General features: G+C 32.2%; 15 protein-coding genes. 9 read left to right on the top strand and 6 right to left on the bottom strand.

The window, feature by feature from the left end; all coding sequences use genetic code 11:
* Positions 1-30: 30 nt before the first annotated feature.
* From gyrB to dnaA, 6 genes are all read right to left on the bottom strand, one after another.
* Positions 31-1,953, bottom strand: a complete 1,923-nt coding sequence (gyrB, locus tag HMPREF1040_RS06680) for a DNA topoisomerase (ATP-hydrolyzing) subunit B (RefSeq protein ID WP_007393157.1) — start codon at positions 1,951-1,953, stop codon at positions 31-33.
* Positions 1,954-2,277: 324 nt separating this feature from the next.
* On the bottom strand, positions 2,278-3,180 hold the full coding sequence (locus tag HMPREF1040_RS06690) for a DUF721 domain-containing protein (RefSeq protein WP_007393181.1): 903 nt from the start codon (positions 3,178-3,180) through the stop codon (positions 2,278-2,280).
* Positions 3,161-4,279, bottom strand: coding sequence for a DNA replication/repair protein RecF (gene recF, locus HMPREF1040_RS06695; RefSeq protein WP_007393146.1), 1,119 nt, complete (start codon positions 4,277-4,279; stop codon positions 3,161-3,163). Before recF ends, HMPREF1040_RS06690 begins: the two co-directional genes overlap by 20 nt.
* Positions 4,276-4,497, bottom strand: a complete 222-nt coding sequence (locus HMPREF1040_RS06700) for an RNA-binding S4 domain-containing protein (RefSeq protein ID WP_007393210.1) — start codon at positions 4,495-4,497, stop codon at positions 4,276-4,278. Before HMPREF1040_RS06700 ends, recF begins: the two co-directional genes overlap by 4 nt.
* On the bottom strand, positions 4,498-5,613 hold the full coding sequence (dnaN, locus tag HMPREF1040_RS06705) for a DNA polymerase III subunit beta (RefSeq protein WP_007393195.1): 1,116 nt from the start codon (positions 5,611-5,613) through the stop codon (positions 4,498-4,500).
* A gap of 225 nt (positions 5,614-5,838) precedes the next feature.
* Positions 5,839-7,335: a chromosomal replication initiator protein DnaA gene (gene dnaA, locus HMPREF1040_RS06710; protein WP_007393177.1), complete on the bottom strand. Its 1,497-nt coding sequence runs from the start codon at positions 7,333-7,335 to the stop codon at positions 5,839-5,841.
* A 478-nt stretch (positions 7,336-7,813) separates the two neighbouring features.
* On the opposite strand from dnaA, the gene rpmH reads away from it, so the two are divergent.
* The 9 genes from rpmH (at position 7,814) to rsmG (ending at position 14,069) form a co-directional block, all read left to right on the top strand.
* Positions 7,814-7,948, top strand: a complete 135-nt coding sequence (gene rpmH / locus HMPREF1040_RS06715; protein ID WP_007393186.1) for a 50S ribosomal protein L34 — start codon at positions 7,814-7,816, stop codon at positions 7,946-7,948.
* 72 nt (positions 7,949-8,020) lie between these two features.
* Complete coding sequence (rnpA, locus tag HMPREF1040_RS06720) at positions 8,021-8,380, top strand: ribonuclease P protein component (protein ID WP_007393223.1); 360 nt, start codon at positions 8,021-8,023, stop codon at positions 8,378-8,380.
* Positions 8,377-8,586: a membrane protein insertion efficiency factor YidD gene (yidD, locus tag HMPREF1040_RS06725; protein WP_007393235.1), complete on the top strand. Its 210-nt coding sequence runs from the start codon at positions 8,377-8,379 to the stop codon at positions 8,584-8,586. The genes rnpA and yidD overlap by 4 nt, the downstream gene beginning before the upstream one ends.
* A gap of 87 nt (positions 8,587-8,673) precedes the next feature.
* On the top strand, positions 8,674-9,309 hold the full coding sequence (locus tag HMPREF1040_RS06730) for a YidC/Oxa1 family membrane protein insertase (RefSeq protein WP_050791372.1): 636 nt from the start codon (positions 8,674-8,676) through the stop codon (positions 9,307-9,309).
* 2 nt (positions 9,310-9,311) lie between these two features.
* Positions 9,312-9,935: an RNA-binding cell elongation regulator Jag/EloR gene (gene jag, locus HMPREF1040_RS06735; protein ID WP_007393230.1), complete on the top strand. Its 624-nt coding sequence runs from the start codon at positions 9,312-9,314 to the stop codon at positions 9,933-9,935.
* Complete coding sequence (locus HMPREF1040_RS08410; RefSeq protein ID WP_369688069.1) at positions 9,922-10,038, top strand: R3H domain-containing nucleic acid-binding protein; 117 nt, start codon at positions 9,922-9,924, stop codon at positions 10,036-10,038. Before jag ends, HMPREF1040_RS08410 begins: the two co-directional genes overlap by 14 nt.
* A 45-nt stretch (positions 10,039-10,083) precedes the next feature.
* Positions 10,084-11,463 (top strand): tRNA uridine-5-carboxymethylaminomethyl(34) synthesis GTPase MnmE, encoded by a 1,380-nt coding sequence (mnmE, locus tag HMPREF1040_RS06740; protein WP_007393190.1) that lies wholly within the window; start codon positions 10,084-10,086, stop codon positions 11,461-11,463.
* 16 nt (positions 11,464-11,479) lie between these two features.
* Positions 11,480-13,369 carry a tRNA uridine-5-carboxymethylaminomethyl(34) synthesis enzyme MnmG gene (gene mnmG / locus HMPREF1040_RS06745; protein ID WP_007393208.1) on the top strand — a complete coding sequence of 630 codons (1,890 nt, stop codon included), beginning with the start codon at positions 11,480-11,482 and terminating at the stop codon, positions 13,367-13,369.
* The gene (rsmG, locus tag HMPREF1040_RS06750) at positions 13,356-14,069 is read left to right on the top strand and encodes a 16S rRNA (guanine(527)-N(7))-methyltransferase RsmG (protein ID WP_007393189.1); all 714 of its coding nucleotides are present in this window, start codon (positions 13,356-13,358) and stop codon (positions 14,067-14,069) included. Before mnmG ends, rsmG begins: the two co-directional genes overlap by 14 nt.
* Positions 14,070-14,121 lie beyond the last annotated feature (52 nt).

The following is a 14,121-nucleotide window of genomic DNA, read 5'->3' on the forward strand; positions in this document are numbered from 1 at the left end:
TATAGGGGGATTTTCTATACAATCATACATTTATAAATCAAGGTTACGAACATTTTTAGCATTTTCTTGGATAAATTGACGACGTGGTTCAACTTTATCTCCCATAAGCACCGAAAAAATACGATCTGCTTTAATCGCATCTTCTAATTCTACTTTTAACATAGTCCTATATTGAGGATCCATTGTTGTTTCCCACAATTGTTCTGGATTCATTTCACCTAACCCTTTATATCGTTGTACAACAATATTATTAGTATCGCGACCTAATTCATCTAATTTCTCGTTCATTTCTTCATCCGTATAAAAATACCATACTTGCTTTCCCTTACGAACTTGATATAAAGGAGGTTGTGCAATATACACATGTCCTTCTGTTATCAACGGTTTCATAAACCGATAGAAAAAGGTCAACAATAAGGTTCTAATATGAGATCCATCTACATCAGCATCTGTCATGATAATAATCTTATCATAACGCCGCTTAGAAATATCAAATTCTTCTCCAATTCCTGTTCCAAAAGCAGTAATCATCGAACGAATTTCTTCATTGGCCAAAATTTTATCTAACCGAGCTTTTTCTACATTAATAATCTTTCCTCGCAAAGGTAAAATAGCCTGAAACTTTCTATCTCTTCCTTGTTTTGCAGAACCGCCTGCTGAATCGCCTTCTACTAAATAAATTTCCGTATAAGCTGAATTTTTTTCAGAACAATCTGCTAATTTTCCTGGTAAACTACTAATTTCTAAAGCATTTTTACGACGCGTTAATTCTCTTGCACGACGAGCAGCTTGTCTAGCTCTAGAAGCAGAAATTGTTTTATTAATAATATTTTTTGCTTCTACCGGATGTTCTTCAAAAAATTCACGTAATCCATCAGAAAAAATAGTATCAACAACGCCTTTTACTTCACTATTTCCTAATTTAGTCTTTGTTTGTCCTTCAAATTGTGGTTCTCTTACTTTTACACTAACAATGGCTGTTAAACCTTCCCGCACATCTTCACCAGATAAATTTTCTTCATTTTCTTTTAAAATTCCCATATTTCGAGCATAATCATTAATTAAACGCGTTAAAGCTGTACGAAATCCACTTAAATGTGTTCCCCCTTCTTCTGTAAAAATATCATTAACAAACGTTAAAATATTTTCACTATACCCTGTATTATATTGCATAGCAATGTCAACTATGACTTGATTTTTTTGTCCTTCAAAATGAACTACTGTCGGATGAACGTTTTCTTTATTCGTATTTAAAAATTCAACAAAAGAAACCAGACCTCCTTTATAACAATATTCTTCTTTTTTATCTTTGATTCGTTTATCTTCTAAGGTAATATGTAAACCTTTATTTAAAAAAGCTAATTCTCTTAATCTCGTTTTTAATGTATCAAAATCATAAACTATATCAGGAAAAATTTCTGGGTCTGGTTTAAAATGAACTTCTGTACCCGTTTCTTCATTATCTAATAACGGTCTTTCTTGAACCAAAGAGGTATTCGTTATACCTCTTGCAAAAGAAATATCCCATAAATAACCATCTCGTTTTACTTTTATTTTAGTCCACTCACTTAATGCATTCACAACAGAAATACCAACACCATGTAAACCACCAGAAATAGGATATCCGTCGCCGCCAAATTTTCCACCCGCATGTAAAACCGTTAAAACAACTTCAACAGCTGGCTTTCCTATTTTATGCATAGCAACAGGAATACCACGACCATTATCTTTAACTATAATACTATTATCAGCTTCTATATTTACTTCTATGTGAGTGCAATATCCAGCTAATGCTTCATCAACACTATTATCTACTACTTCATATACAAGATGATGCAATCCACGCAGTGATGTACTACCAATATACATACCCGGACGTTTTCTAACAGCTTCTAGCCCTTCTAATACTTGAATTTGTTCAGCACCATAATTTTTCTGTTGGTCTTCCGACATGAATAAGTTCCTCCTCTACACTATTAACACTTAATTATACATATTCTTATCTTAGCTAGTCAAATAGGACGCTTTAAAAGTTTAAATAACTGATTATATCTATGAATAATTGTTTTTAAGGTTAAAGGTGATCCATAAATATAATTATCAGTTAATATATAAGAACGTATTTTTGTATCTGTACCATCTTCTACAAAAATAAAAGGTCTATAATATTTTTGTAATGAATTTGTTTTTTCTATGCGTTTCGGATTTGTTTTAAAAAAAAGCAACAATATTATGGATATCAACCATATAATTACCACCAATATGTAAATACATATCTTACCTCTTTTTTTTATTTTTATTATTTCTCATATGATATTTTTTAGTAAGTCTTTCAATAAATTCATCCGTTATTTCATAAGGCTTTGATTGAGTAATAAATAAAGCAAGCATCATATTATCTTCAAGTGTATCCACATTTAAATAAATTTTCTCCATATAATGATAAATACAATCTCGTCTAACTTCCCTATATAATTCAATATAATTTTCACAACCTTTAGGAATATGTCCTTGCTCAACAAATTCTTCTAATGATAACCAAGGCATAAGTTGTAAACATTGTCGTATTTCGCGTTTATATTCACTTCTTTTTTTTAATTGACAAAGTAAACATATTTTTTCTTTATTTTCTAACCAATTACCACAAATAGGACATGTTTTTTTTCCTTCTTGTAATAATACCTGTTTCTTTTTTTCTTGTAAAACAAGAATATTACGCCATTGTCTTCGTAAGGGAGATATAATAGTTTCTGTATCTTTTTTTATTTTAGCTATGGTTTGTGAAGATAAAACATAATCTTTGATAGATGAATCATATTCCATTTTTTTATCTTCTTCTACTGGTTGTATTGTTGAAGAAGATATATTTTTTTTTATCCCACTTCTTTTAAAACATAGATCATAAACAAATGTACCGCCTAAAAAATCATTAATTTTAAAAATTAATGATTTTTTTTGAATAAATAAATGTTGCATCCATACTGAATTTAAAACCCCGATATACAAAATCGATTTATTATAATGTTGGACATATGAAAAAGATGCTATTTTCTCCCCTACAACTTGTGCCCATTCTGTTTTTAACTTCATTATTTTTAATGGAATATCTAATTTATACTCTTTTAACAATTTTGGTAATAAGTCACCAATTGGTTTTAACTCATTCTGCTTTTTCTCCATAATGCGAAACCCTTCCTTGGTGTATACCTAAATAATAACAATCAGACATAGATGAAAATAAAAAGGGATCCGTAGTTGTAATAAATGTTTGGATGCGATTTCGCACAAATTTAATTAAAGCTAGTCTACGTTGTTCATCTAATTCGCTCATTACATCATCTAATAATAAAATAGGATATTCTCCTGTTTCTGATTTTATAAATTCTAATTCAGATAACTTTAATGATAATATAGCAGTTCTTTGTTGTCCTTGAGAAGCATATTTTTTAGCTTCCTGTCCATTAATATGAACGATAAAATCATCTCTATGCGGACCTATAGATGTATACGTTTTATATATATCCTCTTTTACATTCGCCTTTAATGCCTCATAATACCATTTAGCATATAATATATCTGCTTCTTGAGCTTCTTTTGTTAATACATAAGGTTGATAATATACTAAATGAATACTTTCTTTTTTCGTCAACCGATGTTGAATCATTCCAGCTAATACATTAATTTTATAAATTACTTCTTTTCTTTTTCTAACAAGCTTTGCTGCTAATATCGCTAATTGTTTATCCCATTCCTCTAAAGATATATGTTTGCCACTTTTTAATTCTTTTAAAATAAAATTTCGTTGACTTAGTACCCTATTATATTGTAATAAATCCTTGTAATAAACAGCATTTGCTTGCGATATTTCCATATCAATAAAATGTCTTCTTAACGAAGGAGTTCCTTTGATTAATTGCAAATCATCAGGTGAAAATAATACTTCATTGACAAAGCCAAAAAAATCTTTTGATGAATATTTTGTATTATTAATCCATAATTCTTTTTTTTGTACTCGTGAAAGAATAATTTTTACTTCTTGTTCTACATCATTACGAATACAATGTACAATAATAGATCCACTTATTTGATGCCAATTAATTAAATCTTGATCATGTATCCCTTTATATGACTTACTCGTTCCGATCATATATAGAGCTTCTAATAAATTCGTTTTTCCTTGTCCATTTTTTCCATACAATACATGAATCATTTTAGGAAATTCTATATTTACTTGTTCGTAATTACGGAAATTAAGCAAACGTATAGATTTTATAATCATATTTCAGACCTTAATACTTTCCATGTACCTATATTTTTTATAGTAACAATATCACCATGATACAATTTTTTTCTTTTTACTAAGCAAATTTCATTATTCACTAAAATACGTTTTTCTTCTATAAAAAAACGTATATCTCCACCATTAGCAGTAATATTAGCCCATTTTAAAAATTGATCTAATTGTATATACGCTGTATGTATAGTAATTGTTTTCATTTATTTATTCCTCATTGGTGTTACAACAAATAAACAATCTGTTTTATCTTGATCCGTTACTAACATGGGGCTATTATTTTTTACTTTTAAAGAAATTTTATCTTGACGACAATGCTTTAAAATATCAATTATATATTTACCATTAAAAGAGATGGTTAAATCTTCACCTGTCATTGTACATGGGACCACGTCTTCAACAATACCATATTCAGGATGTTGGCTCATTAATTTAATTTTTTGATTAGAAAAAGTAAAATTAATTACATTATATTGTGCATCTTTGGCTACAACTGAAGTACGTTCGACTGCACCTGCAAAGATATCTCTATCTACGATAATTTCACTTTGAAAATCTGTAGGAATAACGCGTTCATAATTAGGAAAATTTCCTTCAATTAACTGTGTTTTAATATATACATTACCAAAACGAACAGCTACATAATTACGAATAGCTGTAATAGTTACAATTTCAGGTATATCAACGGGTAATTGTCTTGAAATTTCTGCTAATAATTTACTCGGAATAACTACTTGTAATGGTGTTTCAATTGGTGTTTCAAGTAATGCTTTTTTTATGGCTAATCGGTGTGTATCTGTTGCTACCATAGAAATATTCGTATCATGTATATCTAAATAAGCTCCCATAAAAATAGCTTTAGACATATCAGTAGCACAAGAAAAAGTAGTACTATCAATCAAATCTTTTAAAATTAAACTATTTGTTTCCAATTGAGTATAGCCTAAATCTACGATTTCAACAGCATTAAAATCACTTGCATTCATAGTTGCACATTCAAATTTTAAATTACCACCAGTAATTATTAATTTTGAATCGGTATCTTTTTTTATAAAAGTAATATCATCATTTGATATTTTACGAATTAATTCAATTAAATATGGATTAGCAACAAATGTTTCTCCTTCTTCTTCGATAATACCAGGAATAATTGTTTTTATACCCATAGCATAATCATTTGCTTGTATTTCAATTTGATTATTAACAGCTTTAATGAATATACCATATTCTGTGTTCATATTATTATTTTTATTTTGAGCAATTTTGGATACAACTTGTAATCCTTTGTTTAGATCATTTTTTTTTAAATGTAATTTCATAAGATTATCCCCTTTTTTATGATGAATATTTTTTTAATTAATTTATTATAAGATCGTATTCTTAATAATAGGTATTGTGAAATTGTGGATATGTGTATAGATAAAGCTATTTTACACTATCCACATATGTGTATAATCGGTGGATAATTTAAATTTAATTATCCACATTTCCACTGTTTTTCGGAATATATTAAAATATCACAAACCATCCACAAAAATATATACCTAGTTATCCACTTGTTTGATTGTATTAATTAATTTATCAATGCTATTTTTAAATCGTTCGTCTGCTATATATTTAGTATTAATTTTTGTACATGCATGCATAACGGTTGTATGATCGCGCCCACCAAAACATGTACCGATATATGGATATGTATTTTCTGTTAATTCGCGGCATAAATACATTGCTATTTGTCGTGGTAAAGCAATATCTTTCGTCTTTTTTTTGCCCATAATATCTTTATAATTAATATTATAAAATTTACATACTACATTAATGATTTCTTCTATGGAAATATATTTTTTAGTTGTTTTATTTTGAATCAAATATCGTAATGCTCGTTGCGTTAACGATAAGGTAATTGATGTATGTTCAGTAGATGCTAAATCACGAATATTATTAAAAGCACCACTTAATTCACGAATATTTTCACTTACATTAGAAGCAATATAATTGATTGCGTCATTATCAATGGAAAGATTATATTTATCTGCCCATGTTTTTAAAATAGCTGTACGTGTTTCTAAATCAGGGGGATCAATCCATGCGACGGATCCGCTTTGGAAACGACTTCTTAATCGTTCTTCCATTCGTTCTATATCTAAAGGAGGCCGATCACTGGTTAAGACAATTTGTTTTTTATCTTGCTGTAATTTATTAAAGGTATGAAAAAATTCTTCTTTTGAGCTATCTTTATCACCTCGACCTAAAAACTGAATATCATCTACTAATAAGACATCAATATTTCTATATTGTTGTCGAAAGCTTTCTGTATTTTTATCTTGAATACATTTAATAAATTCGTTTACAAAGTCTTCACTAGTAATGCTACGTAAACGCATATGTGGAAATTTTTTTAAAATACTATGACCAATGGCATGCATTAAATGGGTTTTGCCTAAACCGCTAGCACCGTAAATATATAAAGGATTAAATTCTTTTCGTCCAGGTGCTTCAGCAACTGCTAATGCTTTGGCAAAAGCAATACGATTACTATTACCGACAATGAAAGAATCAAAGGTATAGGTTGTATCTAATTGATTTTCTGTTGATGGAATCGATATATTTTTTGCTTCTTTTATTGATAATGATGGCGTTTCCTTTTTTTTCTCCGATGTCGAGAGGGTCATATTTACAGGTACTAATTCAAAATCAGTATGGGTTTCTTTTACCTGTTTTGGTATAGGTTGAAGGTCAGATTTGTCTACTGTTTTAGAGGGAGTAGTTGTATCTGGAGATTCTTTTGCACTACAAATTAATTTTACCGTTGTAGGTACACCTGTGACGGAAAATGCTGCTTTTTTTAAGTCGTCTAAATAATTATTAGAAAGATAGGAACACAAAAATTTTTGTGAAGTATCTAAGATAAGTATATTGTTTTCATATGAATAAGGAATAATAGAAGATTCAATCCATATTGTGTATAAATTAGGTGGAATTGTTTCTTTTAATTTATTTAACATTCCAATCCATAAAGTCGTTACATCTAATTCAGTCATGTCTATTCATCCTATCTATGTGTAATAAAAAAAGTGGATATATTGTGCATAATTTAATATATAAAAATGTCGTGCGGCTTAATATTATACGCTATAGTTATTATTTTGAGGTTAAATAATAAAAGCGGATAACGTGTGGATAAAATGTGTGTGATTAGAGATAAAAAAATCGATAGTGGATAAATTATTTATAAGTATTGTGTATAGATGCGAAAAAAAAGTAATAAGTCAGGTTATATACATCGTGTTTCGATAAAACAACTTATCCACAAAATGTGAATAAGTTGTTGATAAGTTGTTCATCTATCCACATTTTACAATAAAATTATTATTTTAAGCAACTACATTTAAAAATAAATTGTTCTTTTTTTTATAAGAGAATATAAAATAATTGACAGTAGTATATTTTTTCAATATAATTATGCTGTTATGGTGTAAATTCATATTGCCTATATATGTAATAAAGGAGGTGTCTCTTGTGAAACAAACATATCAGCCAAATACATTGTGGAGAAAGAAAACGCATGGTTTTCGTGAACGTATGAAAACGAAAGGCGGACGCATGGTATTAAAAAGACGCCGTTTAAAAGGACGTAAAAAACTCTCTGCTTAATTATTTTTAGGAAGGAACAGAAAGGTCCAGTGTGGATTTTTCTGTTCTTCTGATATTTTTGGGATTTGATATATGTATGAATTAATAAAAGCAAAAAGGTTACGTAAAAATAAAGAGTATCAATTTGTATATCGTCGAGGGAAATCATATGTAAGTCGGTTGGTGGTGTTATATGTTTTACGACGTTCTTCTAAACAACCGACACGAATAGGCTTTGTAACAGGGAAAAAAATCGGGTGTGCTGTAGAAAGAAATCGTTGCCGCCGATTAATGAAAGAAGTATATCGCTTACATCAGTATGAATTGCCTTCTGGATTTGATCTCATATTAATAGGTCGTAGTGCCTTGAAACATGCTAATTATATACAAGCAGAACAATATATTATAAAATTATTATATATAGCTAACGTGATAGATAATAAAAAATTATGAAAAAAACAGCAATTTTTTTAATTCGTTTTTATCAACAATGGATATCTCCTTTACATAGACCGTGTTGTCGATTCATGCCCACTTGTTCAGCATATGCTATAGAAGCAATACAAAAATATGGTTTGGGAAAAGGGTTGTATTTATCCATTCGTCGAATTTTGAAGTGTCATCCCTTTCATAAAGGAGGGTATGATCCAGTACCATAACATATTGTCATACATTGATAGGACGATTATAACTGACAGGAGTTGACAGAATTGTTTGAACATCTTATAAGCCCATTGACATATATTATGACAACGTTTTTAACCTACTGTTATACGGTAACACAACATGCAGGTTATCCAAGTTACGGTATTGCTATTATTATGTTAACGGTAATTATTAAGTTAATTTTATCTCCGTTAACGGCTAAGCAAATAAAATCTATGCAAGGAATGCAAGTTATTCAACCTAAAATTAAGGAGTTACAAAAGAAATATAAGGGTAATCAGAAAAAATTACAAGAAGAAATGAGAAAGTTATATAAAGAAACGGGTGTTAATCCTCTTTCAGGCTGTTTACCTATTATTATTCAAATGCCTTTTTTAATTTCTATTTTTTATGCATTGCGTACATATCCGTATGACCCAGCTTTTGAAAGCTTTTTGTGGTTATCTAGTTTAGGTGCACCAGATCCGACCCATGTATTACCTGTATTATCAGCAGTATCTACTTTTTTAATTCAAAAACAAATGACTGGGGTACAGGCTAATGAAGGTGAAGGACAAGGATCACAGCAAAAGATTATGCAAATTGTGATGCCTTTATTTATTGGTTGGATTAGTTGGCGTTTTCCTAGTGGCTTAGTTATTTATTGGGTATTATCGAATGTTTTTCAGTGGGCTCAACAAATGATCATGTTTCGCAATACGAGTAAAGGAGAATAAACATGAGAAGCGTGGAAGGAACGGGAAAAACGATTGACGATGCAATTCGTTCAGGGTTAGTTCATTTGGGATTAATTCAAGATGAAGTTGATATAGAAATTTTAGAAGAGCCTAAAAGCGGTTTTTTAGGTTTTGGTAGTAAATTAGCACGGGTACGATTAACGGAAAAAGCGAGTGTTAACGTACAATCAACTGTTTGTGATGAAAAGGGAGAAGTTTCTACGATAGCAGAGGAACCATTAGAGGAAAAATCTGTTAAGGAACATCTTTTTACACAAGAAGAAGCAGCAACTAAAGCGAAACAATTTGTATACTCCATTTTAAAAAATATGGGGGTATCGGTCATGATAGAAAAAATGATTAAATCGGATAAAATTATTTTATCTTTGCATGGTCAAAATTTAGGATTTTTAATAGGAAAACACGGACAAACGTTAGATGCATTGCAGTATTTAACTAATTTGACGACGAATCAGGGACAAACGGAACGCCATTTTATTATGTTAGATATAGAAAATTATCGTAGCAAAAGAGAAGATACATTGCGAAAATTGGCACTTCGATTAGCAAAAAAAAGTGCGCTTAGAAAAAGAAAAAATTGTTTTAGAGCCAATGAACGGGTATGAACGAAAAATTATTCATTTAGCATTACAACATGAAATGAATGTACGTACGGATAGTGAAGGGCAAGAGCCGTATCGTCATGTGGTCATTCATTATGAGTTATAAAAAAAACCGGTGCTATGCACCGGTTTTTTTGAAAGGAGTTCATGCATGATAGAAATTAATGAAACAATAGCGGCCATTGTTACACCTTTAGGAGAAAGCGGCGTGGGGGTTATTCGGATTAGTGGTCCTGAGGCTTTTTCTGTTGGGGATGCTATTTTTCAAAGTAATGTAGCCACCCCATTAAAAATGCGGCAAGATCGTAGTATTCAATACGGACATATTGTACATACAGATGGTACGATAATCGATGAAGTGTTATTATTACTAATGCAAGGGCCTCATTCGTATACGGCAGAAGATGTGGTGGAAATACAATGCCATGGAAATCGTTATGTGTTACAACATATACTGAATCTTGTTTTAGCAAATGGGGCTCGGTTAGCACGGCCGGGTGAATTTACGCAACGGGCATTTTTGCATGGACGTATAGATTTAGTTCAAGCAGAAGCGGTTATGGATATTATTCAAGCTAAAAGTTCACGTGGCTTAACGTGTGCAGAAGAACAATTAGAAGGGCGATTATCAAAAACTATCCAAGAGGTAAGAGTAGCATTAACGGATTTTATTACACGGCTTGAAGTCATGGTAGATTATCCTGAAGAAGATTTAGAAGAGATAGAAGTAAAAGATATTTCTGCTGCATTGCAGAATATACAAGTACTATTAGCGGAAATGTTGAAAAAATCGCAAACGGGGAAATGTATTCGTGATGGTATTTTAGTAGCTATTAATGGTGTTCCGAATGTAGGAAAATCAAGTTTGCTTAACTGTTTATTAGAGGAAGAGCGAGCTATTGTTACGGATGTACCAGGCACGACACGAGATGTTATTGAAGAATGGATTACTATTCAAGGGATTCCTGTTTGTTTGGTAGATACAGCGGGTATTAGACAAACGGAGGATAAAGTAGAACAAATCGGTGTTTTAAAAGCACAAGCTTATATGGATAAAGCGGATATTATTTTAATTGTGTTAGATAGTTCGCGTTCTTTGAGTCATGAGGAAAGAGATTTATTAATGCAGCAACAACAAAAGCCTTGCGTTGTTATACTAAATAAAACTGATTTAGCACCCGTGATTGAAGCAGATGATATAGCTGTATATGGATTACCTATTATTTCTATTTCTGCGGGTCAGGGAACAGGTATAAGCGAATTAAAACAGGCAATTCTTGACATGATTATGGATGCGGGGTTACAAGGAGAGCGTAGTGTTTTATTGGCGAATACACGTCATATTGATTTAACAAGGCAAGCCAAATTATCTATAGACAGAGCGTTAGAAACGGTTCATGCAGGCTTACCGCTTGATCTAGCTATTATTGATATTCGAGCTGCTTGGGAGGCCCTAGGAGCTATTACAGGTCAAACTGTAGGAGAAGATATTATAACTGAAATATTTAGTAGATTTTGTTTAGGAAAATAAAGGAGGCTTACAAACTATGTTTGTAGTCGATTCATATGATGTAATTGTTATAGGTGCAGGGCATGCGGGGTGTGAAGCGGCATTAGCGTCTGCTCGGTTAGGAGCACGAACATTAATTGCCACGTTAAATTTGGATAATATTGCGTTAATGCCTTGTAATCCTGCTGTTGGGGGGCCAGGAAAAAGTCATTTAGTGCGTGAAATTGATGCACTTGGTGGAGAAATGGCAATTAATACGGATAAAACTTGTATACAAATGCGTATGTTGAATACAGGTAAAGGACCAGCTGTATATTCGTTACGTGCACAATCAGATAAAAAGTTATATCAAATGATGATGACCAAAAGATTAGAAGATCAAGATCATTTAGATGTAAAACAGCTTATGATAACGGAGCTATTATATGAAAATAATCGTATTACTGGCGTGGTTACCGAATTAGGGGAAATATATAAAGCTTGTTGTGTTATTTTAGCAACGGGGACCTATTTAAAAGGAAAAATTTTAATTGGGGATTGTTCATATGCTAGTGGTCCTATGGGGCAACGATCGGCCGACCAATTGTCTACTTCTTTACGTAAAATGGGGATTCGATTAATGCGATTTAAAACGGGAACTCCTGCACGTGTAGATAGAAGAACATTGCGGACGAAAGAAATGGATATACAAGAAGGGGATCTCGATGGACATGCTTTTTCGTTTTTATCTATGCGGAAAAATCGAAATTCGGATCACTGTTGGCTTACTTTTACAAATGAAGAAACACATCGGATTATACGTGAAAATTTGCATCGGGCACCGACTTGCAATGGTGCTGTAACGGGAATTGGACCGAGATATTGTCCGTCGATTGAATCTAAAATACAGCGATTTGCTGATAAAAAAAGGCATCAATTGTTTATTGAGCCTGAAGGAGCTTTAACAAACGAAATGTATATTCAAGGCATGAGTACTAGTTTGCCTGTAGATGTACAATATGCTTTTTTAAAGACAATTCCAGGATTAGAAGACGTTAAAATCATGCGGCCTGCTTATGCAATTGAATATGATTGTTTGGATCCGTTGCAATTAGATTCAACGTTAGCCGTTTTAGGAAAAAAAGGATTGTATTCAGCGGGCCAAGCAAATGGTACGAGTGGATATGAAGAAGCGGCGGCACAGGGATTGATGGCAGGAATTAATGCGGCTTTATATGTACAAGGAAGGGAACCATTTGTTTTAACACGTGCAGAAGCGTATATTGGGGTTTTAATTGATGATTTGGTTACTAAGGGGACGCAAGAACCCTATCGAATGATGACGAGTCGGGCAGAATATCGTCTGTTATTACGACAAGACAATGCGGATTTACGGTTAACGCAAAAAGGATATGATTTAGGATTAGTTACGGAAGAACGTTATACCTTATTTAAAAAGAAAAAGCAGGCTTTAGAAATGGGGATTAACGTGTTAAAAGAAACGGTTATTACACCGACTGCAGATAGTCAAGCTAAATTAGTTCAAATAGGTACCGCTCCAATTAAAACGGGAACAACGGCTTATGATTTATTGCGCCGCACAGATGTTACGTATGCGTCGTTGCAATCTATTTTTTCTTTACCTACTGTATCTGTGGAAGTAATGGAAGAAATTGAAATCATGGTGAAGTATGAGGGATATATAGAACGACAGCAAGAACAGGTTAAAAAATTAAATAAATTAGAACAAAAATTAATGCCAACGGATGTGAAGTATGAAAGCATTGATACGGTATCGGTTGAAGGTAGACAAAAGTTAGCTCAAATTCGTCCTCGTTCATTAGGACAGGCTGCACGAATTTCTGGAGTATCGCCGGCAGATATTACGGCTTTATTAATTTATTTGGAACAACATCAACGGGAGAGAAAAGAATATGTTTCAAAATGAGCTTAAGAAAGCGATGCAAGCTATAGGCATTTCACTTACGGAGAAACAAATCACACAATATACATTGTTTTTTGAGGCGTTGGTAGAAACGAATAAAGTGATGAATTTAACTGCTTTGACATCGTCTACGGATGTGGCATGGAAGCATATTGCAGATAGTTTATCTTGTTATGATGAACGGTATTTTTTAGGTCACAAAAAAGTGTTAGATCTTGGTAGTGGCGCGGGGTTTCCTGGGGTGCCTTTGTTTATATATAATCCTGATTTGGAGATTACTTTTTTTGATTCTTTGCAAAAAAGGCTGTATTTTATCGAATCGGTCATTCAGCGGTTGAGTGAACAGCAATTAACGTATTTGCATGGACGAGCAGAAGATATGGCCCATCAGGAAGGGTATCGTGAAGCGTTTGATATAGTTACCAGTCGGGCTGTGGCACGGTTGCCTATATTGGCAGAATGGTGTTTACCTTATGTAAAAAAGGGTGGCTATATGATAGCACTTAAAGGTGCTCAATATGAAGTAGAAATCAAAGAAGCACAAAAGGCGATTGAGATTTTAGGTGGAATGATTGAGGAAGTGCGCCCTGTGCAATTGGGACAGTTTGCTGATAAGCGTGCTATTATTTATATTCGCAAAATAGCATCAGCACCAAAAAAATATCCTCGTAAGCCTAAGGTAGCAGCAAAGAATCCATTGTAAGGTAGGGATACATGTATAGTTATATACGATTTATTTTCGCAGAAGGAGTAGT

The sequence above is a fragment of the Megasphaera sp. UPII 135-E genome (assembly GCF_000221545.1).
Classification (GTDB): Bacteria; Bacillota; Negativicutes; order Veillonellales; family Megasphaeraceae; genus Megasphaera; species Megasphaera hutchinsoni.

What these genes read in the sequence shown, in the direction of transcription:
- mnmG (WP_007393208.1), top strand. Translation starts at nt 11,480, where the DNA reads ATGTTTGTAGTCGATTCATATGATGTAATTGTTATAGGTGCAGGGCAT.
- HMPREF1040_RS06730 (WP_050791372.1), top strand. Translation starts at nt 8,674, where the DNA reads ATGACAACGTTTTTAACCTACTGTTATACGGTAACACAACATGCAGGT.
- HMPREF1040_RS08410 (WP_369688069.1), top strand. Translation starts at nt 9,922, where the DNA reads ATGAACGGGTATGAACGAAAAATTATTCATTTAGCATTACAACATGAA.
- HMPREF1040_RS06690 (WP_007393181.1), bottom strand. Translation starts at nt 3,180, where the DNA reads ATGGAGAAAAAGCAGAATGAGTTAAAACCAATTGGTGACTTATTACCA.
- HMPREF1040_RS06700 (WP_007393210.1), bottom strand. Translation starts at nt 4,497, where the DNA reads ATGAAAACAATTACTATACATACAGCGTATATACAATTAGATCAATTT.
- dnaA (WP_007393177.1), bottom strand. Translation starts at nt 7,335, where the DNA reads ATGACTGAATTAGATGTAACGACTTTATGGATTGGAATGTTAAATAAA.
- gyrB (WP_007393157.1), bottom strand. Translation starts at nt 1,953, where the DNA reads ATGTCGGAAGACCAACAGAAAAATTATGGTGCTGAACAAATTCAAGTA.
- rnpA (WP_007393223.1), top strand. Translation starts at nt 8,021, where the DNA reads ATGTATGAATTAATAAAAGCAAAAAGGTTACGTAAAAATAAAGAGTAT.
- rsmG (WP_007393189.1), top strand. Translation starts at nt 13,356, where the DNA reads ATGTTTCAAAATGAGCTTAAGAAAGCGATGCAAGCTATAGGCATTTCA.
- jag (WP_007393230.1), top strand. Translation starts at nt 9,312, where the DNA reads ATGAGAAGCGTGGAAGGAACGGGAAAAACGATTGACGATGCAATTCGT.
- dnaN (WP_007393195.1), bottom strand. Translation starts at nt 5,613, where the DNA reads ATGAAATTACATTTAAAAAAAAATGATCTAAACAAAGGATTACAAGTT.
- mnmE (WP_007393190.1), top strand. Translation starts at nt 10,084, where the DNA reads ATGATAGAAATTAATGAAACAATAGCGGCCATTGTTACACCTTTAGGA.
- recF (WP_007393146.1), bottom strand. Translation starts at nt 4,279, where the DNA reads ATGATTATAAAATCTATACGTTTGCTTAATTTCCGTAATTACGAACAA.
- yidD (WP_007393235.1), top strand. Translation starts at nt 8,377, where the DNA reads ATGAAAAAAACAGCAATTTTTTTAATTCGTTTTTATCAACAATGGATA.